This window comes from Streptomyces sp. R33 (genome assembly GCF_041200175.1).
GTDB lineage: Bacteria > Actinomycetota > Actinomycetes > Streptomycetales > Streptomycetaceae > Streptomyces > Streptomyces katrae_B.
Window position 1 is genome coordinate 3,280,566 of the sequence record NZ_CP165727.1, and the last position, 18,992, is coordinate 3,299,557.

At 71.4% G+C, this 18,992-nt stretch carries 20 protein-coding genes; 7 read left to right on the forward strand and 13 right to left on the reverse strand.

Features of this window, described 5'->3' with window-relative positions; all coding sequences use genetic code 11:
• Positions 1 to 17: 17 nt before the first annotated feature.
• Positions 18 to 2,099 (reverse strand): trypsin-like peptidase domain-containing protein, encoded by a 2,082-nt coding sequence (locus AB5J51_RS14725; RefSeq protein ID WP_369777864.1) that lies wholly within the window; start codon positions 2,097 to 2,099, stop codon positions 18 to 20.
• Between the two features lie 132 nt (positions 2,100 to 2,231).
• Here AB5J51_RS14725 and AB5J51_RS14730 point away from each other — a divergent pair, with 132 nt between their 5' ends.
• Complete coding sequence (locus tag AB5J51_RS14730) at positions 2,232 to 2,417, forward strand: DUF6104 family protein (RefSeq protein WP_010061466.1); 186 nt, start codon at positions 2,232 to 2,234, stop codon at positions 2,415 to 2,417.
• A gap of 115 nt (positions 2,418 to 2,532) precedes the next feature.
• On the opposite strand, the gene sodN is transcribed toward AB5J51_RS14730, so the two are convergent.
• Positions 2,533 to 2,928: a superoxide dismutase, Ni gene (gene sodN / locus AB5J51_RS14735; RefSeq protein WP_008741558.1), complete on the reverse strand. Its 396-nt coding sequence runs from the start codon at positions 2,926 to 2,928 to the stop codon at positions 2,533 to 2,535.
• Between the two features lie 243 nt (positions 2,929 to 3,171).
• Here sodN and AB5J51_RS14740 point away from each other — a divergent pair, with 243 nt between their 5' ends.
• Positions 3,172 to 3,531 (forward strand): S24 family peptidase, encoded by a 360-nt coding sequence (locus AB5J51_RS14740; RefSeq protein ID WP_106974973.1) that lies wholly within the window; start codon positions 3,172 to 3,174, stop codon positions 3,529 to 3,531.
• Here the strand turns inward: AB5J51_RS14740 and AB5J51_RS14745 are convergent.
• Positions 3,435 to 4,064 carry a CGNR zinc finger domain-containing protein gene (locus AB5J51_RS14745; RefSeq protein ID WP_053784645.1) on the reverse strand — a complete coding sequence of 210 codons (630 nt, stop codon included), beginning with the start codon at positions 4,062 to 4,064 and terminating at the stop codon, positions 3,435 to 3,437. The two genes, AB5J51_RS14740 and AB5J51_RS14745, sit on opposite strands and share 97 nt — an antisense overlap.
• An 81-nt stretch (positions 4,065 to 4,145) precedes the next feature.
• Here AB5J51_RS14745 and AB5J51_RS14750 point away from each other — a divergent pair, with 81 nt between their 5' ends.
• Positions 4,146 to 4,901 carry a trans-aconitate 2-methyltransferase gene (locus tag AB5J51_RS14750; protein WP_136224927.1) on the forward strand — a complete coding sequence of 252 codons (756 nt, stop codon included), beginning with the start codon at positions 4,146 to 4,148 and terminating at the stop codon, positions 4,899 to 4,901.
• 99 nt (positions 4,902 to 5,000) lie between these two features.
• Here the strand turns inward: AB5J51_RS14750 and AB5J51_RS14755 are convergent, their stop codons facing one another.
• From AB5J51_RS14755 to AB5J51_RS14765, 3 genes are read right to left on the reverse strand one after another with little or no spacing between them, the layout of a single operon-like run.
• Positions 5,001 to 5,765: an amino acid ABC transporter ATP-binding protein gene (locus tag AB5J51_RS14755; RefSeq protein ID WP_166663123.1), complete on the reverse strand. Its 765-nt coding sequence runs from the start codon at positions 5,763 to 5,765 to the stop codon at positions 5,001 to 5,003.
• Positions 5,765 to 6,706: an amino acid ABC transporter permease gene (locus AB5J51_RS14760; RefSeq protein WP_053784642.1), complete on the reverse strand. Its 942-nt coding sequence runs from the start codon at positions 6,704 to 6,706 to the stop codon at positions 5,765 to 5,767. The genes AB5J51_RS14755 and AB5J51_RS14760 overlap by 1 nt, the downstream gene beginning before the upstream one ends.
• Positions 6,707 to 6,745: 39 nt before the next feature.
• The gene (locus AB5J51_RS14765; protein WP_053784641.1) at positions 6,746 to 7,705 is read right to left on the reverse strand and encodes an ABC transporter substrate-binding protein; all 960 of its coding nucleotides are present in this window, start codon (positions 7,703 to 7,705) and stop codon (positions 6,746 to 6,748) included.
• A gap of 523 nt (positions 7,706 to 8,228) precedes the next feature.
• Between AB5J51_RS14765 and AB5J51_RS14770 the strand changes: the two genes are divergently transcribed.
• The 3 genes from AB5J51_RS14770 to AB5J51_RS14780 all read left to right on the forward strand — a co-directional run bounded on the left by AB5J51_RS14770 (position 8,229) and on the right by AB5J51_RS14780 (position 11,129).
• Positions 8,229 to 9,431, forward strand: coding sequence for an NADP-dependent malic enzyme (locus AB5J51_RS14770; RefSeq protein ID WP_030291341.1), 1,203 nt, complete (start codon positions 8,229 to 8,231; stop codon positions 9,429 to 9,431).
• A gap of 467 nt (positions 9,432 to 9,898) precedes the next feature.
• The gene (locus tag AB5J51_RS14775) at positions 9,899 to 10,861 is read left to right on the forward strand and encodes a quinone oxidoreductase (RefSeq protein WP_053784639.1); all 963 of its coding nucleotides are present in this window, start codon (positions 9,899 to 9,901) and stop codon (positions 10,859 to 10,861) included.
• Positions 10,862 to 10,919: 58 nt separating this feature from the next.
• A complete protein-coding gene (locus AB5J51_RS14780; protein WP_008741547.1) occupies positions 10,920 to 11,129 on the forward strand; it encodes a helix-turn-helix domain-containing protein in 210 nt (69 codons plus the stop codon).
• A 40-nt stretch (positions 11,130 to 11,169) separates the two neighbouring features.
• On the opposite strand, the gene AB5J51_RS14785 is transcribed toward AB5J51_RS14780, so the two are convergent.
• The 3 genes from AB5J51_RS14785 to AB5J51_RS14795 all read right to left on the reverse strand — a co-directional run bounded on the left by AB5J51_RS14785 (position 11,170) and on the right by AB5J51_RS14795 (position 14,266).
• Entirely contained in the window at positions 11,170 to 12,117 is a 948-nt protein-coding gene (locus AB5J51_RS14785; RefSeq protein ID WP_369777866.1) for a helix-turn-helix transcriptional regulator, read from the reverse strand.
• A 1-nt stretch (position 12,118) separates the two neighbouring features.
• Positions 12,119 to 13,033 carry a DUF4097 family beta strand repeat-containing protein gene (locus tag AB5J51_RS14790; protein ID WP_053784637.1) on the reverse strand — a complete coding sequence of 305 codons (915 nt, stop codon included), beginning with the start codon at positions 13,031 to 13,033 and terminating at the stop codon, positions 12,119 to 12,121.
• A gap of 300 nt (positions 13,034 to 13,333) precedes the next feature.
• Positions 13,334 to 14,266 carry a LysR substrate-binding domain-containing protein gene (locus AB5J51_RS14795; protein ID WP_369777867.1) on the reverse strand — a complete coding sequence of 311 codons (933 nt, stop codon included), beginning with the start codon at positions 14,264 to 14,266 and terminating at the stop codon, positions 13,334 to 13,336.
• Positions 14,267 to 14,472: 206 nt separating this feature from the next.
• Here AB5J51_RS14795 and snpA point away from each other — a divergent pair, with 206 nt between their 5' ends.
• Positions 14,473 to 15,144 carry a snapalysin gene (gene snpA / locus AB5J51_RS14800; protein ID WP_053784635.1) on the forward strand — a complete coding sequence of 224 codons (672 nt, stop codon included), beginning with the start codon at positions 14,473 to 14,475 and terminating at the stop codon, positions 15,142 to 15,144.
• A gap of 4 nt (positions 15,145 to 15,148) precedes the next feature.
• Here the strand turns inward: snpA and AB5J51_RS14805 are convergent, their stop codons facing one another.
• The 4 genes from AB5J51_RS14805 to AB5J51_RS14820 all read right to left on the reverse strand — a co-directional run bounded on the left by AB5J51_RS14805 (position 15,149) and on the right by AB5J51_RS14820 (position 18,762).
• Positions 15,149 to 15,379, reverse strand: coding sequence for a hypothetical protein (locus AB5J51_RS14805; protein ID WP_053784634.1), 231 nt, complete (start codon positions 15,377 to 15,379; stop codon positions 15,149 to 15,151).
• A gap of 71 nt (positions 15,380 to 15,450) precedes the next feature.
• Complete coding sequence (locus AB5J51_RS14810; protein ID WP_053784633.1) at positions 15,451 to 16,074, reverse strand: GNAT family N-acetyltransferase; 624 nt, start codon at positions 16,072 to 16,074, stop codon at positions 15,451 to 15,453.
• 186 nt (positions 16,075 to 16,260) lie between these two features.
• The gene (locus AB5J51_RS14815; protein WP_136224924.1) at positions 16,261 to 17,313 is read right to left on the reverse strand and encodes a family 2 encapsulin nanocompartment cargo protein polyprenyl transferase; all 1,053 of its coding nucleotides are present in this window, start codon (positions 17,311 to 17,313) and stop codon (positions 16,261 to 16,263) included.
• Between the two features lie 42 nt (positions 17,314 to 17,355).
• Positions 17,356 to 18,762: a family 2B encapsulin nanocompartment shell protein gene (locus AB5J51_RS14820; RefSeq protein ID WP_369777868.1), complete on the reverse strand. Its 1,407-nt coding sequence runs from the start codon at positions 18,760 to 18,762 to the stop codon at positions 17,356 to 17,358.
• Between the last annotated feature and the right edge of the window lie 230 nt (positions 18,763 to 18,992).

Consider the following 18,992-nt stretch of genomic DNA (forward strand, 5'->3'; position numbering starts at 1 on the left):
CCTCCCCCTCCCGCCCGTCACAGGTCGCCCTGCAGCGGCTCGTCTTCGGGCAGCGCGCGGGTCGGGTCGTCCCATACGAGGGCCATCCCGTCCGCCCAGTACGCGTCGGGGTCGGCCCCGTGCGCGCGGGCCCGTAATGCCTGGAGCCGGACCGGCAGCGGCGCTCCCCGCCCCGCCTCGGTCAGTTCCTCGCGCAGTCCGCGGTGGAACGGCGCGCAGTCGGCCGCCGGGTCGGCCGGGGGCCGCCGGGTGACGGCCACCCCGTATCCGGCGTCGTGGACGGCGTGCAGGGAGCCGCGGGTGGGCTCCGCGTCGGCGGCCCGGCAGTGCACGGGCACGGTGTTGTCCGGCAGGGCGCCGAGCCATTCCGGGGCCGGGCTCCGGGGGCGCCCGCGCGCGCAGTCGGCCCGCTCGTCGGCCAGCGGCCCGGCCTGGACGCGCGCCCAGCGGTCGGCCCGGCGGTGGACGGCCTCGCCGTCGGGCGGGGTGTCGCCACTGCCGGCCGGGTAGCGGAACACCACCGGCCGCTGGACGCCGAGCGGCACCCGGCCCGCCACCGTCCAGGTGTCCACGGGCAGGCCGAACAGCTCGGGCGCCACGGCGACTTCGAGGAGGGCTGCCGCCTCATGGGTGTCGCAGCGCCGGAAGGCCTCGGCGAGCGGGACCCGCAGCGCCTCCGCGAGGCCCGCGCGAGTGGCCCGTACGCCGGAGTCCACCGGGGTCAGCCGCCCCGGGTGGGCGGGCCCGGCCAGCACCGAGACGCGCCAGTCGTAGACGTCCTCCCAGCCGTGCGCCCACGCCTCCACCAGCACCGACGGCCCGCGGATCAGCCCGTCGGCGGAGCGGGCGTGGCCGTTCGTGTGGCCGGCGGCCCGGGCGCGCCGGCGCCGGTCCCGCTGCGCCAGGCCCTGTTCGTGGCGCTCGCCCAGCTCCCGCCGCAGGGGCCGCCACAGCCGTTCGGCGGTCGCCCGCACCCAGTCCCACAGCTCTTCGTCGGAGCCCGGGGAGGGCGGCTCGCGGTGGTCGGCCACGCTCACGTCGGTCGCGTACCGGAGCATCGCGGCGGCCTCGCCGGAGCCGCCCGGCGGGTCGTGCAGCATGCCGAGCCCGTCGCGCCAGCTGAGCGGGGCGGGCAGGCCCGGGTCCGGTTCCTCGCCGCGGGCGGCCTCGACCAGGGCGCGGACGGCCTCCGAGGAGCGCGGCGGGGGCAGTTCGGCGAGCAGTCCGCACAGGGTGGTGCGTTCGGCGGCGGTGAGCCGTCTGCGGCCCTCGTACGGGTCGCCGGAGGCCGGGAGTTCGTCGTGCACGTCGGTCCAGGTGCGGCGGCTGCGCAGATCGCTCAGGTGCTGGTCGTAGTGGTAGAGGTCGTGGGCCTGCATGACGCGGCGGTAGAGCCCGACCTGGCCGGTGGCGGCCAGCGGCAGGGTGCGCAACTGCACGACGGACACGGCGAGTCCGCCGCCGCCGGTGTGCCGGCGGGCCTTGACCACGCCGACGACCTCGCCGCGGGCCAGGTCCACGACCGGGCCGCCGGACATGCCGGGCTCGATCTCGTCGTCGCCGCCGAGGCGCAGGGCGGCGCCGCCGCCGGCGGTGCCGCGCAGCCGGGTGGTGCGGCCGGTGATCTCGGGGGTGCCGAGGTCCTCGGTGCAGCCGAAGTAGGCGACCTCGTCGAGGCGGGGTCTGGCGCGGTCGGTGAGCCGTACGCAGGCGTGGGTGATCGGTGCGAGGACCCGGACGAGCGCCAGGTCGGGCAGGTCCCACAGGGCGCGGCGGGCGGGGCGGCGCTCCTCGAGCCGCTCGGGCAGGACGCACTCGACGCGGCCGGTGACGGTCCCGGTGGCGCCGTCGGCGCCGGAGGAGAAGGTGATGCCGAGCTCACGCCCCACGAGACGCACCGCTGCACCCCCTTCACCGACGACGTGCGCGCACGTCAGGACCCAGCCCGGGGCGATGAAGAAGCCACTCCCCCAGGTGGGACCGGTCCCATGGGGTGCATACCCGTCCGGGGCCGCGTGGACGCGCACGGTGGCCGCCTGGACGAGGGGTTCGAGGAGCTCGTAGGCGCGCGCGGTGCCGCCCGTGCGCCCGTCCTGCATCCCCTGCCCCCTCAGGTGTCTGGCACTCCAGGCTAGCGCCGGGTCCGGTAGGGCGGGAGGTCTCGCCGGGCATGCGGATTATCCTGGCGGGAAACATCCCCTGCACACTTTCATCACGGCACGGAGCCCGACTTGTACTTCACCGATCGCGGCATCGAGGAGCTGGAGAAGCGGCGCGGCGAGGAGGAGGTCACCTTCGAGTGGCTCGCCGAGCAGCTGCGCACCTTCGTCGACCTGAACCCGGACTTCGAGGTCCCGGTGGAACGCCTGGCCACGTGGCTGGCCCGGCTGGACGACGAGGACGACGAGGACGAGTAGTCCCACCAGTGGCGTAGTCCCACCGGTGGACGAGTGGTCCGCGAACATTCCCTGCACGGCGAAGGGGCCCGACCGGTGACGGTCGGGCCCCTTCGTGCAGGAGGGCGGGCCTGGATCAGGCGGCCTTGGTCTCCCAGAAGATGCGGTCGATCTCGGCGATGAGCTCGAGGGCCTTCTGGCCGGTCGCCGGGTCGTTCGACGCCTTGGCGGCCGAGAGGGCCTTCAGGGTGTCGTTGACCAGGGTGTGCAGCTGCGGGTACTTCTCGAAGTGCGGGGGCTTGAAGTAGTCGCTCCACAGCACCGAGACGTGGTGCTTGGCGAGCTCGGCGCGCTGCTCCTTGATGGTGATGGCGCGGGCGCGGAAGTCGGCGTCCTCGTTGGCCTGGTACTTCTCCTGTACGGCCTTGACGGACTCGGCCTCGATGCGGGCCTGGGCAGGGTCGTACACGCCGCACGGAAGATCGCAGTGGGCGGAGACCTTCGCCTTGGGGGCGAAGAGGCGGGAAAGCATGGAGTTTGTCCTCCTCGTGATCGTCTTCTCAAGAGGGGAGATTACTCCGTGGGAAAGGGGATTTCGCGAGCGGCCCCGTGGGCTTAGGACAAAAGTCCAGGGTGGCGTGCGGAGCGGTGAGCGAACGTACGGGAGTGTGCGGCAGCATGCGCAGTGAGGCGAGAGCGGGCGAGGAGGTCGGGCACGGTGGAGAGAAGGCGCTCGCGGGCGGCGTTCGAGGTGCTGGAGGTGGCGGGGCCCTCGATGGTGCCGACGCTGCTGCACGGCGACCGGCTGGTGGTCCGGTACGGGGCCGTCGTACGCCCGGGTGACGTGGTGGTGCTGCGGCACCCGTTCCAGCAGGACCTGCTGGTGGTCAAGCGGGCGGTGGAGCGGCGGCCGGGCGGCTGGTGGGTGCTCGGGGACAACCCGTACAACGAGACCGGCGACAGCACCGACTACGGGACGGTGCCCGAGGAGCTGGTGCTGGCGACGGCGGTGCTGCGCTTCCGGCCGCGCGCGGCGGATCAGAGTTCGCTGAGGGCGCGGCTGTCCTGGGCGGTGTCGGCGCTGCGGCCGCTCTGGCCGGACGCCTCGGCTTCCAGCCGTTTGCGGGCGCGGTAGGCGGCGACGTTGGCCCGGGTGGCGCAGCGGTCGGAGCAGTAGCGCCGGGAACGGTTGGTGGAGGTGTCGAGGTAGGCGTTGCGGCAGGGCGCGGCCTGGCACAGGCCGAGGCGGTCGGGGCCGTGCTCGGTGAGGTGGAAGGCCAGGCCGAAGGACGCGAGCGCGGCGTAGCCGGCGGAGGCGTTCGAGGGGTGGTCGGCGAGGTGGATGTGCCAGTTCGGGCGGCCTTCGTCGTCGAGGTATTCGTGACCGGAGACCTGCGGGCTGACGGGGAACTCCATCAGCAGGGAGTTCAGCAGGTCGACCGCGAGGACGTGGTCGCCGCCGTCGGCGGCCTCGAAGACGGCGCGCAGCCGGCCGCGGACGTTGCGGAAGCGGGTGACGTCGGCGTCGGTGACCCGGCGGGCGGCCTGGACCCCGGTGCCGAAGAGGCCCCGGACGGCGTCCACCGAGGTGAGCGAATCCTTGTTGCGGGCCGGCTCCTCGGTGTTGACCAGGCGCACGGCATAGTCCGAGTAATGGGCCAGTTCCACTTGTAGTCCTTACGGCTGCGGATTAGTGTCTCGGTAACAGATGAGACGTATTCGAGGGTATTACGACGGGAGGGGTCAGTGATGGCGGAGACCATGACCGACTGGCAGGCCTGGCAGGAGAGCTGGGACCGGCAGCAGGAGTGGTACATGCCCGACCGCGAGGAACGCTTCCGGGTGATGCTGGACATGGTCGAGGCACTCGTGGGCCCCACCCCCCGGGTGCTCGATCTGGCGTGCGGTACGGGAAGTATTACGGACCGCGTCCTCAAGCGGTTCCCGGAATCCACCTCTACGGGCGTCGATCTCGACCCGGCCCTGTTGACCATCGCCCGGGGCCACTTCCACGGCGACCGGCGCGTCACGTTCGTGACCGCCGACCTCAAGGACCCCGCCTGGACCTCGACGCTCCCGTACGACACGTACGACGCCGTCCTCACGGCCACCGCGCTGCACTGGCTGCACAGCCCCGAGCTCGCCGTGCTCTACGGGCAGCTCGCCCCTCTGGTGCGGCCGGGCGGGGTCTTCATGAACGCCGACCACATGCCCGACCCGGCGACCCCGCGGATCAACGCCGCCGAGCGCGCCCACCGGCACGCCGGGATGGACCGGGCCCGCGAGGCCGGCGCGCTGGACTGGGCCGACTGGTGGGCCCTCGCGGCCGCCGACCCGGTGCTCGCCGAGCCGACGAAGCGCCGGTTCGAGATCTACGGCGAGCACGCCGACGGGGACACCCCCGACGACGCCTGGCACGCCCGGACCCTGCGCGAAGCGGGCTTCGCGGAGGCCCGGACGATCTGGCGGTCGCCCTCCGACGGGCTGGTCCTGGCACTGAAGTAGTGCGCTTGGAGGAAAGTGAGAACTTTCCACGACATGCCGTGGCACGTGAGAGGGGCGGTACGGGAATCCCGTACCGCCCCTCTCGTGCGTTCGAAGCCGCTACAGCACCTTGGACAGGAACGCCTTCGTCCGGTCGTGCTGCGGGTTGCCCAGCACCTCGCGCGGGTGGCCGGACTCGACCACGACGCCGCCGTCCATGAAGACGAGGTTGTCGCCGACCTCGCGGGCGAAGCCCATCTCGTGGGTCACCACGATCATGGTCATGCCCGACTCGGCCAGGTCCCGCATGACGTCGAGGACGTCGCCGACGAGCTCCGGGTCGAGCGCCGAGGTGGGCTCGTCGAAGAGCATCAGCTTCGGCTCCATGGCCAGCGCGCGGGCGATCGCCACACGCTGCTGCTGGCCGCCGGAGAGCTGGGTGGGGTAGTTCCCGCCCTTGTCGCCGAGGCCCACGCGGTCGAGGAGGCGTACGGCGCGCTCGCGTGCCACGGCCTTGGACTCGCCCTTGACCATGACCGGGGCTTCCATGACGTTCTCTATGGCCGTCATGTGCGGGAAGAGGTTGAAGCGCTGGAAGACCATGCCGATGTCCCGGCGCTGGGCCGCGACCTCGCTGTCCTTCAGCTCGTAGAGCTTGTCGCCCTTCTGGCGGTAGCCGACGAGCTGCCCGTCGACGTACAGCCGTCCGGCGTTCACCTGCTCCAGGTGGTTGATGCACCGCAGGAAGGTCGACTTGCCGGAGCCGGACGGGCCGACCAGACAGAAGACCTCACGCGGGGCGACCTCCAGGTCGATGCCCTTGAGGATGTGCGCCGCACCGTAGGACTTGTGGACGCCCTCGGCCTTCACCATGGCAGTCGTCATCAGGCCACCGCCTTGCGGTTCGAGAAGCTGGACAGTTTCGCCTTGACCTTCTGCAGCGGCGTGGGCGGCAGGGAGCGCAGGGCACCGCGGGCGTAGCGGCGCTCCAGGTAGTACTGCCCGACGCTGAACACCGAGGTCAGGGCGAGGTACCAGATCGAGGCGACGAAGAACATCTCCATCACCGCGAACGAGGTCGAGGCGATGTCCTGGGCGGCGCGCAGCAGGTCGAAGTACTGCACGGCCACCACGAGCGACGAGGTCTTGAGCATGTTGATGAACTCGTTGCCCGACGGCGGCACGATCACCCGCATGGCCTGCGGCAGCACGACCCGGCGCATGGTCTGCGTACGGGTCATGCCGAGCGCGTGCGAAGCCTCGGTCTGGCCCTCGTCGACCGACTGGATGCCGGCGCGGACGATCTCCGCCATGTACGCGCCCTCGTTGAGGCCGAGACCCAGCAGGGCGGCCAGGAAGGGCGTCATGACCTGGGTCATCTCGTCCTTGTAGAACCCGAGGTTCAGGATCGGGAAGATCAGGGCGAGGTTGAACCAGATGAGCAGCTGGACGTAGACCGGGGTCCCGCGGAACAGCCAGATGTAGAACCAGGCGATGGTGCTGGTCACCGGGTTCTTCGAGAGCCGCATCACCGCGAAGAGGACACCGAGCACCAGGCCCAGGACCATCGAGGTGATGCTGATCCAGATCGTGTTGCCGACGCCACGGAGGATGGTGGGGTCGAACAGCTTCTCCGGCACGGTCGCCCAGCGCACGTTGCCCTGCGAGAAGGCGACGGCGAGCGCCACGACCAGGCCGATGACGACCACGGCACTGATCCAGCGGCCGTAGTGGCGGACCGGGATGGCACGGATCGCCTCGGGGGGGACGGCCCCGGCCGGCGGGGTGTCCGCCGGGTCCGGGACCTTGTCGAGCTTGTCAGTCACAGTGACTGCCCTTCAGTGTGCTGCGGTGGTACGCGGAGGTCAGGAACCGGCGTTGATCTTGGCCTCGGTCACGGCGCCGGAGCCCGCGTTCCACTTGTCCAGGGCGGCCTTGTAGGTGCCGTCCTTGATGACCGCGTCGAGGGCTTCCTTGAGCGCGTCGCGCAGCTCGGTGTTCTTCTTGTCGACCGCGATGCCGAAGAGGCCGGCGTCGGTCGGGTTGGCGATGGCCTCGAAGTCGTTGCCGCCGCCGGCGGTCTGCGCGATGTACGCGGCGACCGGGGAGTCGTTCAGGTCGGCGGCGGCGCCACCGGCCTTCACGCGGGTCTGGGCCTCGGCGTCGGTCGGGAAGGACTCGATCTTGAGCTCGCCCTTGCCGTCCGTCTTGCACTTCTCGGCCTGGGTCTTCGCGGACTCCTCGTACGTGGTGCCGCGCTGCACGGCGACCGTCTTGCCGCACAGGTCGTCGAGGGTCTTGATGCCCTGCGGGTTGCCCTTCTTGACCAGGATGCCGGTCGAGGCGGAGAAGTAGTCGACGAAGTCGACGCCGGCACCGGTCTTGGCGCCCTTGTCGTCCAGGCCCTCCTGGCGGGCCTTGGTGTCGGTGAGCGAGGACATGACCAGGTCGCTGCGACCCGTCTGCATGCTGCCGATCAGGGTGTCGAAGGTGCCGGACTCGAACTTGAACTGCACACCGAGCTGCTTGGCCAGGGCCGCCGCGACGTCGGGGTCGACGCCGACGATCTTGCCACCCTCGGTGAATTCCATCGGCGCGTAGGTCGCGTCGGTGCCGACCTTGATGACACCGGCGTCCTGGATCTTCTTCGGGAGCTTCGAGAAGAGCGGAGCGCTGCTGTTCGCCGCACCCGACGGGCTGGTGGAAGCCTTGTCCGTCTGGTCTCCACAACCGGTGAGGATCAGGGCGCCGGCGACCGCGATCGCGCCGACCGCGGCGATCCGGGACCGGGCGGCGGTCGTACGACGGGTGGTGCTTGCGGTCATGAGCTGGTTCCTCCGGCTGGCTGGTGGAGCATCCGAGAACGGTCGGGCACGCACCTTCGAGTGTCGCGACCTCGTGTGATTACGGCATCTTGCCATTCGGACTGATGCATTCAGGCAGTTCGTCAGGTCAAAATCGGATAACGGGTGGGTGGGGGTACCCAACAGGACTGCGGAATGAGGGCTTCAGAGCCGCAGGAACCGCTGCGACCTGGCCTTTTTGACGGACTATTTGCGGTCCGTCTCGCCCGTTGGACAGAGGGGTTTGGACCTTTCGCCAAAAACAGGACAAGGGGTCTACTGTCGAGTCGGAATCGACTCGTCTGGGTGAGCGTTCTTCGGGTACAACGGATCCTTACACCCCTCATCCGGGGCTCAGGGCGCGCGTGCGGCGCGCCCGCGCGTACGAACCTCCCCTTCGCGGAGACGGGCCAACCGTCGATGCGGAGTACGGACGCGGTGCCCGCCCACCCCTTAACCAGGTGTGGTCACCCTCAACGATTCAAAGACTTAAGGGGCCAAGAAAGTGGCAGCGGAGATCGTCAATCCTCGCAGCGACAGCGCGACGGACAACAACCCGGACGCGGTGTTCGCGCTGCACCGGGGCGGCAAGATGGCCATCCAGGCCACGGTGCCGGTCCAGAACAAGGATGACCTGTCCCTCGCGTACACGCCCGGCGTGGCGAAGGTCTGCAGCGCCATCGCGGAGCAGCCCGAGCTGGTGAACGAGTACACCTGGAAGTCCAACGTGGTCGCCGTCGTCACCGACGGCACGGCCGTGCTCGGACTCGGTGACATCGGTCCCGAGGCCTCCCTCCCCGTGATGGAGGGCAAGGCCATCCTGTTCAAGCAGTTCGGTGGTGTGGACGCGGTGCCGATCGCGCTCGCCACCAAGGACACGGACGAGATCATCGAGACGGTCATCCGCCTCGCGCCGTCCTTCGGCGGGGTCAACCTGGAGGACATCTCCGCCCCCCGCTGCTTCGAGATCGAGCGCCGGCTCCAGGAAGCCCTGGACATCCCGATCTTCCACGACGACCAGCACGGCACGGCGATCGTGACGCTGGCCGCCCTGCGCAACGCCGCGAAGCTGACCGGGCGCACGCTCGGTGACCTGCGCGCCGTGATCTCGGGTGCGGGCGCGGCGGGCATCGCCATCGCCAAGATCCTCGTGGACGCGGGCATCGGCGACGTCTGCGTCACCGACCGCAAGGGCGTCGTCTCCGCGGACCGCTCCGACTTGACGGACGTCAAGGCGGAGATCGCGGGCCTGACGAACAAGACCGGCCAGACCGGCTCCCTGGAAGCGGCCCTGAACGGCGCGGACGTGTTCATCGGCGTCTCCGGCGGCACGGTGCCCGAGGAGGCGGTGGCCTCGATGGCGAAGGACGCCTTCGTCTTCGCCATGGCCAACCCGAACCCGGAGGTCCACCCGGACGTCGCGCACAAGTACGCGGCGGTCGTGGCCACGGGCCGCTCGGACTTCCCGAACCAGATCAACAACGTGCTGGCGTTCCCGGGCATCTTCGCGGGTGCCCTGAAGGTCCGCGCCAGCCGGATCACCGAGGGCATGAAGATCGCCGCCGCCGACGCCATCGCCGGCGTCGTGGGTGACGAGCTCGCCGCCGACTACGTGATCCCGTCGCCGTTCGACGCGCGCGTCGCCGAGGCCGTCGCGGCCGCGGTCGCCGCGGCGGCCAAGGCCGACGGCGTGGCCCGCCTGGTCTGACCCGGCGACAGCAGCAGAAGAGGGGCCCGGCCGGATGAACATCCGGCCGGGCCCCTCTTCTGTTGGGCACACCCTCCCCGCCCCCGAACCGGGAGGGGATGCTCCGCCACAGCGCCTCGACGAAGCTGACGCTTCGTCAATGAGAATGCGGCCACAAGGTGGCAGGCTCATGACGAGCCGGGCGGCATGGCGTGAATATTACCGCCCCTCAAGGCTTGATCCTGACGTTCCGCTTGCCCCTTCCGGCCACACAAGACCGCACGTGGCGTGCTTAGTTGAGCACGCAACGAACAATTCCGCTCGGTCTCGGCCACACCTCCGCGCGAGCCCATTACGGACGCAGGAACACCCCTGCCCGGTTCCCGCCGACGGTCACCGGGCCGTACGGGCGGCCGTGCGACGAAGGCCTCACCCACAGAGCCCCGACAGGGCTGGTCCGCGACGCTACCGGGCGGTAGCGTCGCGGCATGTTCGCTGCCTACGCCGCCCGAATCGACCGTGACCAGCCGCTGAGCGGCCTCGTGCTGGGCGAGCGCCCGGCCCCCGAGGCACGCCCCGGCTGGGTGACCGTGAACGTCAAGGCCGCCTCCCTCAACCACCACGACCTGTGGTCGCTGCGCGGGGTCGGCCTCGGCGAGGACAAACTCCCGATGATCCTCGGCTGCGACGCCGCCGGCATCGACCAGGACGGCAACGAGGTCGTCCTGCACTCCGTGATCGGCCAGACCGGCCACGGGGTCGGCCCCGACGAGCCGCGCTCGATCCTGACCGAGCGCTACCAGGGCACGTTCGCGGAGCAGGTGACCGTCCCCGCCTGGAACGTGCTGCGCAAACCCGCCGAGCTGTCGTTCGAGGAGGCCGCGTGCCTGCCGACGGCATGGCTGACGGCGTACCGGATGCTGTTCACGAACGCGGGCGTGCGCCCCGGCGACTCGGTACTGGTGCAGGGCGCGGGCGGCGGAGTCGCGACGGCCGCGATCGTCCTCGGCAAGGCCGCCGGACTGCGGGTCTTCGCCACCAGCCGGGACGAGGCCAAGCGCAAGCGGGCGGTGGAGCTCGGCGCGGTGGAGGCGTACGAGCCGGGAGCGCGGCTGCCGCAGCGGGTGGACGCGGTGATCGAGACCGTCGGAGCGGCCACCTGGTCGCACTCGGTCAAGTCGCTGCGCCCGGGCGGCACCCTGGTGATCTCGGGCGCCACGAGCGGGGACCGCCCGGCGCACGCCGAGCTGACCCGGATCTTCTTCCTGGAGCTCAAAGTGGTCGGCTCGACGATGGGGTCGAAGGACGAGCTGGAGGACCTCCTCGCCTTCTGCGCGGCGACCGGGGTGCGTCCGGTGATCGACGAGGTCCTGCCGCTCGACCGGGCGCGGGAGGGCTTCGAGAAGCTGGAGGCCGGCGACCTGTTCGGGAAGATCGTCCTGACGGTGTAGGCGCCGGTTCGTCAACACCGGTTGACGCCGTCATGCCTGTCAACTTACGTTGCCAGGCATGACGGAAGCGACCGATCTCGCCGAGCGGGCCGGGGACCGCGACCCGCGCGTGGGTCTGCGTGCCGTGGCCGCGCTCCGGAGGCTGCTGGAGCAGCTGGAGGCCGTACAGGTGCGCAGCGCCCGTGCGCAGGGGTGGTCCTGGCAGGAGATCGCGGCCGAGCTGGGCGTCAGCCGGCAGGCCGTGCACAAGAAGCACGGGAGGGTCTGACCTTCGAACGCTCCACGCAGGACGCGGACGGCTTCGCGACCTATCGCGACGGCCGGAGCGCCTGCGCGAGGCGGTCCGCCGCCGCCGCGAGGTGGGCGCGGGCCTCGGCCAGCTTGGCCGGGGTCACCCCGTGGTCGCGGGCCGCGTCGCGGACGTCGTCGCGGAAGCGGTCCAGCAGGCGGTCCAGGTCGCGGGCCGGGTCGCCAGTGGGGGCGAGGTCCTCGGCCCAGTGCGGGTCCGCAGCCGCGGCGCCGGCCGTACCAGCACCCGTACCGGCACCCGTGCCCGGACCGGCCCCCGTACCGGCACCGGCACCGCTCGTGCTGCTCGTACTGCCCGCGCCGCCGCCGAGCCAGGAACCGGCCAGATTGCCCAGCACCCCGCCCGACTTCGCGAACTGCTCCTGCAGCTGGCCCGCGATCCGCATGACCTCCTCGCGCGCCCGCTCCTGCGCCTCCCTGGCCTGGCGGCGGGCCTGCTGGGCCTCCTCGCGGGCCCGGCGGCTCTCGTCCTTCGCCCGGCGGGCCTGCTCCTTCCACTCCTGTTTGGCCTTGCGCAGCTCCTCCTTGGCCGCCGCCCAGGACGCGTCCTCGACCGGGGTCGCCGTCGCGGAGGCCGCGGCCCGCATCTCGCGCCGCAGGGCACCGGCCGCGCCGCGCACGTCGTCGCGGATCTCGGCGGCCAGCTCGGAGACCGAGTCGCGGATCTCCAGCTCCAGGTCGGCGAGTTCACCGCCGCGGTCGGCCAGCTCGGCGCGGCCCGCGTCGGTGATGGAGTACACCTTGCGCCCGCCTTCGGTGGCGTGCGTGACCAGGCCCTCGGCCTCCAGCTTGGCCAGCCGGGGGTACACCGTGCCCGCGGAGGGCGCGTACAGGCCCTGGAAGCGCTCCTCCAGCAGCCGGATCACCTCGTAGCCGTGCCGCGGGGCCTCGTCCAGCAGCTTGAGCAGGTAGAGGCGGAGGCGGCCGTGGGCGAAGACGGGCGGCATGTCAGAGCACCTTCTTGTCGAGCACGAGGGGTGCGGCCGGGGCGTCGGCGGCCGGGCGGCGCAGCAGGGCGATGGAGCCCGAGACGGTGGTGGCCCGCAGGGTGCCGGTACCGGCGCCGAGCGTGCCGGTGATCCGCTTGGCGGCGAACTGGCCGGAGACGCGCAGGTCCTCGAAGGCGTTGGAGACGCCGCCGGTGGCCGTGTTGGCCTCCACCCGCGCGTCTGCGGGGTGCGGGAGGCGGATCGCGACCTGCCCGGACACGGAGTTGAGGGAGATGTCCACCGGCCGCGGCTCGGCCGCGTCGAGGGCCAGGTCGATGAGCATGTCGCCGCTGACGGAGTCGGCGCGTACGGTGCCGCCGGCGCCGTCGACCACGGTCAGGCCTCCGGAGACGGAGTGGAAGCCGAGCCCGCCGGTGAGGGACTGGGCCTCGACGCTGCCGGAGACGGTCTTCGCGTTGACCTTGCCGGACAGGCCGACCAGCGTGACGTCGCCGGAGACCCCGTTGACGTCCGTGTCGGCGCGGATGCCGGAGACGACGGAGGTGGCGCTGACCGTTGCCAGCTGCACGTGGGTGGCGGCGGGGACCGTGAGGGTGACGGTGGCCCTGCGCTCCCAGGCCTTGCGGCCCGGGCCGGAGCGGGACCAGGCCTTCCAGGGCTTGCCCTCGAACCACTTCTTGAGGTCCTGGGAACCGTTCCAGGGCAGGTCTTCGTAGGACACGGTGAGGGTGCCGCCCTCCTGGACGACGTACAGCGGCGGCCCGTCGACCGCGGCCACCTCGAGGCGGGCCGGACCCTCGTCGGCGACGACGTTCACCGTGCCGCCGACGAGGCGGACGCGGAGCTCGGTCACCGGCTCCTCGAAGGTGAGCTTCTGCGGTTCGGCGACCGACCACGTCTTCTGCTCTGCCATGGTGCTGATCCTCCTCGGCGTACGGACACGGCACGCAACATATCGCGTCTTCTGGATAACACGATATATCGCGGATGCTCGAAGTCAAGCGCCTGCCGCAACCCGGCCCCGCCGGCGTTTCGAGGCGCGTGGATTACGGGGCCGGCCCCCGACAGCGGCGCCGCGCGCGAGCGCAGGGCTCGGCCCCGCCACGGCGCGGACACGGGGCTGCGGGCCCGGAGACGGTGGCGGCGGAGCCGGCGGACTCCGGCCCCGCAGACGTTCCGGGCGCGGGTGATCGGGGTCGAGCCCCGGCAGGGGCTACGCGGCCAGGAGGGGGCTGGCGTGGTGGTGGAGCCAGGCGCGGTACGGGGGTGTGCGGAGGGCGGCCTCGCGGTAGGCCGCCCGGAGGTCTTCGAAGACCTCGGCATGCGCACCGGGTCGCGTGGCCAGCAGCAGCCGGACCGCCAGGGGGTCGCCGGACAGCGGCCGTATGGCCATGTCGTCGCGCGGCCCGGAGGTCGGCTGGCAGGGGGCCACCGCCTCGCCGGAGATGATCAGCGAGGTCGCGGTGTGGTAGTCGGCGTGCAGGACGGGCGGGTCCAGCCCGGCACCGGCGAACACCCGGCGCAGGCCGTCCCATTCGCCGTCCACGGAGGGGTCGACCGTCCACCGGTCGGCCGCCAGGTCCTGTAACTCCACCACCGGCCGGCGAGCCGCCGGATGGTCCCGGGACATCGACACGAACTGCGGCTCCCGCTCCATCAGGACCCGCAGCTCCAGCCCGGCCGGCACCCGCAGCGGGCTGCCCTCCACCTCGTGGACGAACGCCACGTCCAGCTGCCCCGAAGCCACCATGCGCAGCAGCGCGTTGGCGGACACGTCCACCATCAGCGAGGTCTCGAAGTCCGGCATCCGGCGGTGGATCCGGCGCAGCCACCCCGGTATCGCGCGGCTGGCGGTGGAGCCGATGTTCAGCCGCGGCCCGCGGGCCAGCGCCCGGGCCTCGGCGACGAGGGCGGCCATCTCGGCCAGCAGCGGGCGGGCCCGGCCCAGGACGGTGCGGCCGAACGGGGTGGGCCGGCAGCCGGTGCGCTCACGCAGGAACAGCTCGCCGTCCAGGGCGCGTTCGATGCGGCGCAGCTGGGTCGTCAGGGAGGGCTGGCTCACGCCGAGCTGCCGCGCGGCTTTGTGCAGACTGCCGGCGTCGGCAATGGCGCACAGTGCGCGCAGGTGCCTCACCTCGAGCTCCATGACCCGAGAGTAGGCCGGTCCCAGCGGACCGCACCAGCCACTGATACCCCACCGAATCCCGCCATTCTCATGGAAGTTGACCTTCCGAAATCCCCCGATAGGCCGGCGCTATCGGGGGCTGACATCATCCGCCGGCCGCTCCCGCTCCCGCAGACTCCGGTACCGAACGACCCACCCCCCACCGGATCCGAGTAGGAGCCCCCCACATGCGCCACTCCCGTATGCCCCGAAAGGCCGTACTGGCCACCACCGTCGGCCTCGGCCTCGCGGCCGCCCTCGGCGTGGTCCCCACCGCCAGCGCCGCCTCCGCCCCCGCGCCCGTCGGCAATGCCGCGACGTACGCGGCGTACGAGCACTCGCAGGAGAACCAGGACGCCAACCGCGCCTTCTTCGAGGCCGTGCAGCGCTCGGTCGCCGAGCAGCGCGCCGCGAACCCCGGTGCCCTCGCGGTGACCGTCACCTACAACACGCGCAACGCGCCCAGCTTCCGCAGCCAGATATCCCGCTCGACGCAGATATGGAACAGCTCGGTCTCGAACGTGAAGCTGCAGGAGGTGTCCTCCGGCGGGAACTTCTCGTACTACGAGGGCAACGACTCGCGCGGTTCGTACGCGAGCACGGACGGCCACGGCCGGGGCTACATCTTCCTCGACTACCGGCAGAACCAGCAGTACAACTCCACCCGGGTGACCGCGCACGAGACCGGCCACGTGCTGGGTCTGCCGGACCACTACTCGGGCCCCTGCTCCGAGCTGATGTCGGGCGGCGGCCCGGGCACCTCGTGCCAGAACGCCACCCCGAACAGCACGGAGCGCTCGCGCGTGGACCAGCTGTGGCGCAACGGGCTGGCCGCGTCGGGGCTGGGCTCGAAGAGCTGACGAGCTAGGGCAGCTTCCCCACCTCGGGTACGTATTCCGCGCAGTCCGGGTTCCGGCAGGGACCCGGTACCCACTCCGGAATGAAGATCCCGAGCGCCTTGCGCCGCCGGATGACGGTTTCGACGGGGCGCCCGCAGACCGGGCACGCGAGCTGTTCGTGCGCGGTCTGCGGGTCCACCGGCTCGGGCGCGTGCGGGTGGCGCCGATCCTGCTGTTGGTGCTGTTCACCGGCCATACCTCCACGGTAGGCCGGTTCTGCGCGTTCGGCCGGTTTCACCGCTTGCGAAAGTGCTGCGCTCGCAGTGATCAGCGCGCAGGCGACGAGGCCGTCCCCTGCGGCTTGCGCCACATCGGCCACATCAGCGGCCCCTGCGGCAGCTGCACCGCCTCGCCCGTGAACTCCCAGCCGAGCCGCTCGTACAGCCCCTTGCTGCGCTCGCTGCTCGCCTCCAGGTACGCCGGCACGCCCTCGCGGTCGCAGCGCTCGAGCACCGGCCGCATCAGCTCGGTCCCGAGCCCCTCGCCCTGCCGGCCCGGGGCGACCGCGATCATCAGCAGGTACTCGTGCTCCTCGGCGGTCGGGTGCACCGCGCCCGTCAGCCGGCCGACCAGCTCGCACCTCTCGTTGCCGGGATCGGCGACCGCACGCATCCTCGCCGGAACGTCGTCCTCGGCGGCTTCCCCCTCCGGCTCGCCGGCCGGGATCCGCAGCCACAGCGCCGCCGCCGAGCCGTCCACCGCGTAGTCGATCCGGCCCTCGGCCAGCGCCACGTCCACGAAGACGCCCAGGAACCTTCCGTGCACCGCGGCCCGGTGCTCCGGATCCGGGAAGACCCAGCTGCTCACCGGGTCGGTGCGGAAGGCCTCGTCGAGCAGCCGCGCCACCGCGTCCCGGTCCGACTGATCCGCCTGACGTATCTCCAGCGCCACTGGTCACACCCTTCGCTCACGTTTCAACTGCCGCGGGCGATCCTAGAGTTGGCGCCGGAACACCGGAAAGCCCTGTTCCGGCAGGATGCAGTGCCGGAACAGGGCTTGCGCACGGGGCTCGGGTACGGGCCTGCGTACGGGGGCCCGGGTGCGGGGCCCGGGTGCGGCCTTCGCCGCGCTACGGGCTCACCGGGTCCGCCGGGTGACGAACTCCGCCAGCGCCAGCAGCCCGCCCGCCGCCCCGAGGTCCGGCACGGCCCGGGACAGCAGCTGCACCGCCCGGCCCATCCGGTCCGCGGCATGGGCCTGCGCCCAGTCCCGGCCGCCGGCCCGGTCCACCGCGTCGGCGGCCTTCCGTACGTCCTCCTCGGCCATGGGACCCGCGTACAGGGCCGCCAGCTCCTCCCCCGCCGCGGTGCCCGAGGTGAGGGCGGCGACGACCGGGAGGGACTTCTTGCGGGCGATCAGATCGGCCCCGGCGGGTTTGCCGGTGTGCCCCGGATCCCCCCAGATGCCGATCAGGTCGTCGATCAGCTGGAAGGCCAGCCCGGCCTCGCGCCCGAAGGCGTCCATCGCGTCGACCTCGTCCGGCCCGGCGCCGGCGTAGAGCGCGCCGAGCGCACAGGCGCAGCCCAGCAGGGCCCCGGTCTTGGCCGTCGCCATGGTCAGGCACTCGTCGAGCGAGACGTACGGCCGCTGCTCGAAAGCGCAGTCCGCCTGCTGGCCGGCGCACAGCTCGATGACGCAGGCCGCGAGCCGCGCCGAGGCCTGGGCCGATGCGGGGTGCGGATCCTCCGCCAGCAGCCGCAGCGCGAGCGCCATCATGGCGTCGCCGGTGATGATCGCGTCCGGTATCCCGAAGACGGTCCAGGCCGTGGGCCTGCCCCGGCGCTTCGTGTCCTTGTCGATGACGTCGTCGTGCAGCAGCGTGAAGTTGTGGGCGAGCTCCACGGCCACCGCCGCCCGTACCGCGCCCTCGGCCGTCTTGGCGTCCGGGCCCCGCAGGGCCCGGGCCGCGGCGAGCACGAGGGCGGGGCGGATGGCCTTGCCCGCGTTGCCCGCGGCCGGGGTGCCGTCCGCGTGCTGCCAGCCGAAGTGGTACATCGCCACGCGCCGCATCGATCCCGGGAGGTTCTCGACCGTGCGGCGCAGTTCCGGGTTGACCGTTTCTCTTGTCCGCTCCAGCAGGGCCGCGGCCTCCTGCCCCTCGCCGGTCGTGATCGCCTCAGTGGTGCCCATGGCGTGTCCCCCGATCCCGGGTCGTCGTGCTCGGCAGGCCGCTCAGCGCCAGCGCGCGATCTCGACGTTCTCCAGGATGCCGAGCGCGTCCGGCACGAGCACCGCGGCGGAGAAGTAGGCCGTGACCAGGTACGAGATGATCGCCTGTTCGCTGATCCCCATGAAGCGCACCGACATGCTCGGCTCGATCTCGTCCGGGATCCCCGGCTGGTGGAGGCCGATGACGCCGGACTCGTCCTCGCCGGTGCGCATGCAGAGGATGGACGTGGTGCGGGCGTCGCTGATCGGGATCTTGTTCGACGGGAAGATCGGCACCCCGCGCCAGGAAGGCACCCGGTGCCCGTCGACGTCGATCGACTCCGGGTACAGACCCCGCTTGTTGCACTCGCGGCCGAAGGCGGCGATGGCCTTGGGATGGGCGAGGAACAGCTTGGAGCCGCGGCGCATGCTGAGCAGCTGGTCCATGTCGTCGGGGCTGGGCCCGCCGTCGTGCGGCTGGATGCGCTGGTCGTAGTCGGCGTTGTGGAGCAGGCCGAAGTCGCGGTTGTTGAGCATCTCGTGCTCCTGGCGCTCGCGCAGCGCCTCGACCGTGAGCCGCAACTGCTGCTCGGTCTGGTTCATCGGCTGGTTGTAGAGGTCGGCGACGCGCGTGTGCACCCGCAGGACCGTTTGTGCAATGGAGAGTTCGTACTCGCGCGGCTTGGCCTCGTAGTCCACGAAGGTGCCGGGCAGGACGGCCTCGCCCTGGTGGCCGGCGGAGAGGTCGATCGCGGCCTCGCCGTACTTGTTGGTGCGCTGGGCCGGCAGGGACCGCTGCGCCTCCACGTGCGCGCGCAGCGAGTCGACCCGGTCGGCGAGGAGCTGGAAGTCCTGGCGGGACAGGACGAGCGCGGTGCCGGAGGTGACGGCGCGGGCGGTGTACTCCCAGATCGCCTCCCCGTCGACGAGGGAGTCCTCGCCGAAGTAGGCGCCGTCCGCGACGGTCCGCAGGACCGCGTCCTCGCCGTAGGGGCCGGGGCCGACCTGGTCGATGCGTCCATGGGCGAGCAGGAACACCTGGTCGGAGGCGCTCCCGAAGGAGGTCAGCTCCTGGCCGGCCTCGAAGTCGACCTGCCGGCACCGCTGGGCGAGCTCGGAGAGCACGTCCAGGTCCTCGTAGCTGCGCAGCAGCGGGAGCTCGCCGAGCTCGGCCGGGATGACCTGGACCTGGGTCCCGGTCTTGATGAACTCCACGCGTCCGTCGCCGACCGAGTAGCTCAGCCGCCGGTTCACCCGGTAGGTGCCGCCCTGGACGGACACCCACGGGAGCATCTTCAGGAGCCACCGCGAGGTGATCTCCTGCATCTGCGGCGCGGACTTGGTCGTGGTTGCCAAGTTCCGCGCGGCCGATGTCGCAAGACTCCGCTGCGGTGTCTGGACCTCGGGTTCGGAACCTGCCTGGACCGACATGTATTTCCCTTTCGATCACTCCATGGATCTGCGGGATGCAGCCTTCCAGTACGGAACGTGGTGGGACCATTACACAAAAGGGTGGGACTACTCCGTCAGGGCGTGGGCACTCTTTGGAGTTCATCTCCTTTCACTCGAGGCCTCTCCCATCCCACTGGTTCCGGCCATCGGGCCATGCGGCGCCCCGGAACGCGTCGGCGGAGCCCCGTTTAATTTGCATGCAAGATGCG

Excerpts from the sequence above, each read along its gene's own strand:
- AB5J51_RS14795 (WP_369777867.1), bottom strand. The coding sequence starts at position 14,266 with ATGGAGCTCGAGGTGAGGCACCTGCGCGCACTGTGCGCCATTGCCGAC.
- AB5J51_RS14775 (WP_053784639.1), top strand. The coding sequence starts at position 9,899 with ATGTTCGCTGCCTACGCCGCCCGAATCGACCGTGACCAGCCGCTGAGC.
- AB5J51_RS14755 (WP_166663123.1), bottom strand. The coding sequence starts at position 5,765 with ATGACGACTGCCATGGTGAAGGCCGAGGGCGTCCACAAGTCCTACGGT.
- AB5J51_RS14820 (WP_369777868.1), bottom strand. The coding sequence starts at position 18,762 with ATGTCGGTCCAGGCAGGTTCCGAACCCGAGGTCCAGACACCGCAGCGG.
- AB5J51_RS14805 (WP_053784634.1), bottom strand. The coding sequence starts at position 15,379 with ATGGCCGGTGAACAGCACCAACAGCAGGATCGGCGCCACCCGCACGCG.
- sodN (WP_008741558.1), bottom strand. The coding sequence starts at position 2,928 with ATGCTTTCCCGCCTCTTCGCCCCCAAGGCGAAGGTCTCCGCCCACTGC.
- AB5J51_RS14815 (WP_136224924.1), bottom strand. The coding sequence starts at position 17,313 with ATGGGCACCACTGAGGCGATCACGACCGGCGAGGGGCAGGAGGCCGCG.
- AB5J51_RS14765 (WP_053784641.1), bottom strand. The coding sequence starts at position 7,705 with ATGACCGCAAGCACCACCCGTCGTACGACCGCCGCCCGGTCCCGGATC.
- AB5J51_RS14750 (WP_136224927.1), top strand. The coding sequence starts at position 4,146 with ATGGCGGAGACCATGACCGACTGGCAGGCCTGGCAGGAGAGCTGGGAC.
- AB5J51_RS14725 (WP_369777864.1), bottom strand. The coding sequence starts at position 2,099 with ATGCAGGACGGGCGCACGGGCGGCACCGCGCGCGCCTACGAGCTCCTC.
- snpA (WP_053784635.1), top strand. The coding sequence starts at position 14,473 with ATGCGCCACTCCCGTATGCCCCGAAAGGCCGTACTGGCCACCACCGTC.
- AB5J51_RS14790 (WP_053784637.1), bottom strand. The coding sequence starts at position 13,033 with ATGGCAGAGCAGAAGACGTGGTCGGTCGCCGAACCGCAGAAGCTCACC.
- AB5J51_RS14780 (WP_008741547.1), top strand. The coding sequence starts at position 10,920 with ATGACGGAAGCGACCGATCTCGCCGAGCGGGCCGGGGACCGCGACCCG.
- AB5J51_RS14740 (WP_106974973.1), top strand. The coding sequence starts at position 3,172 with ATGGTGCCGACGCTGCTGCACGGCGACCGGCTGGTGGTCCGGTACGGG.
- AB5J51_RS14785 (WP_369777866.1), bottom strand. The coding sequence starts at position 12,117 with ATGCCGCCCGTCTTCGCCCACGGCCGCCTCCGCCTCTACCTGCTCAAG.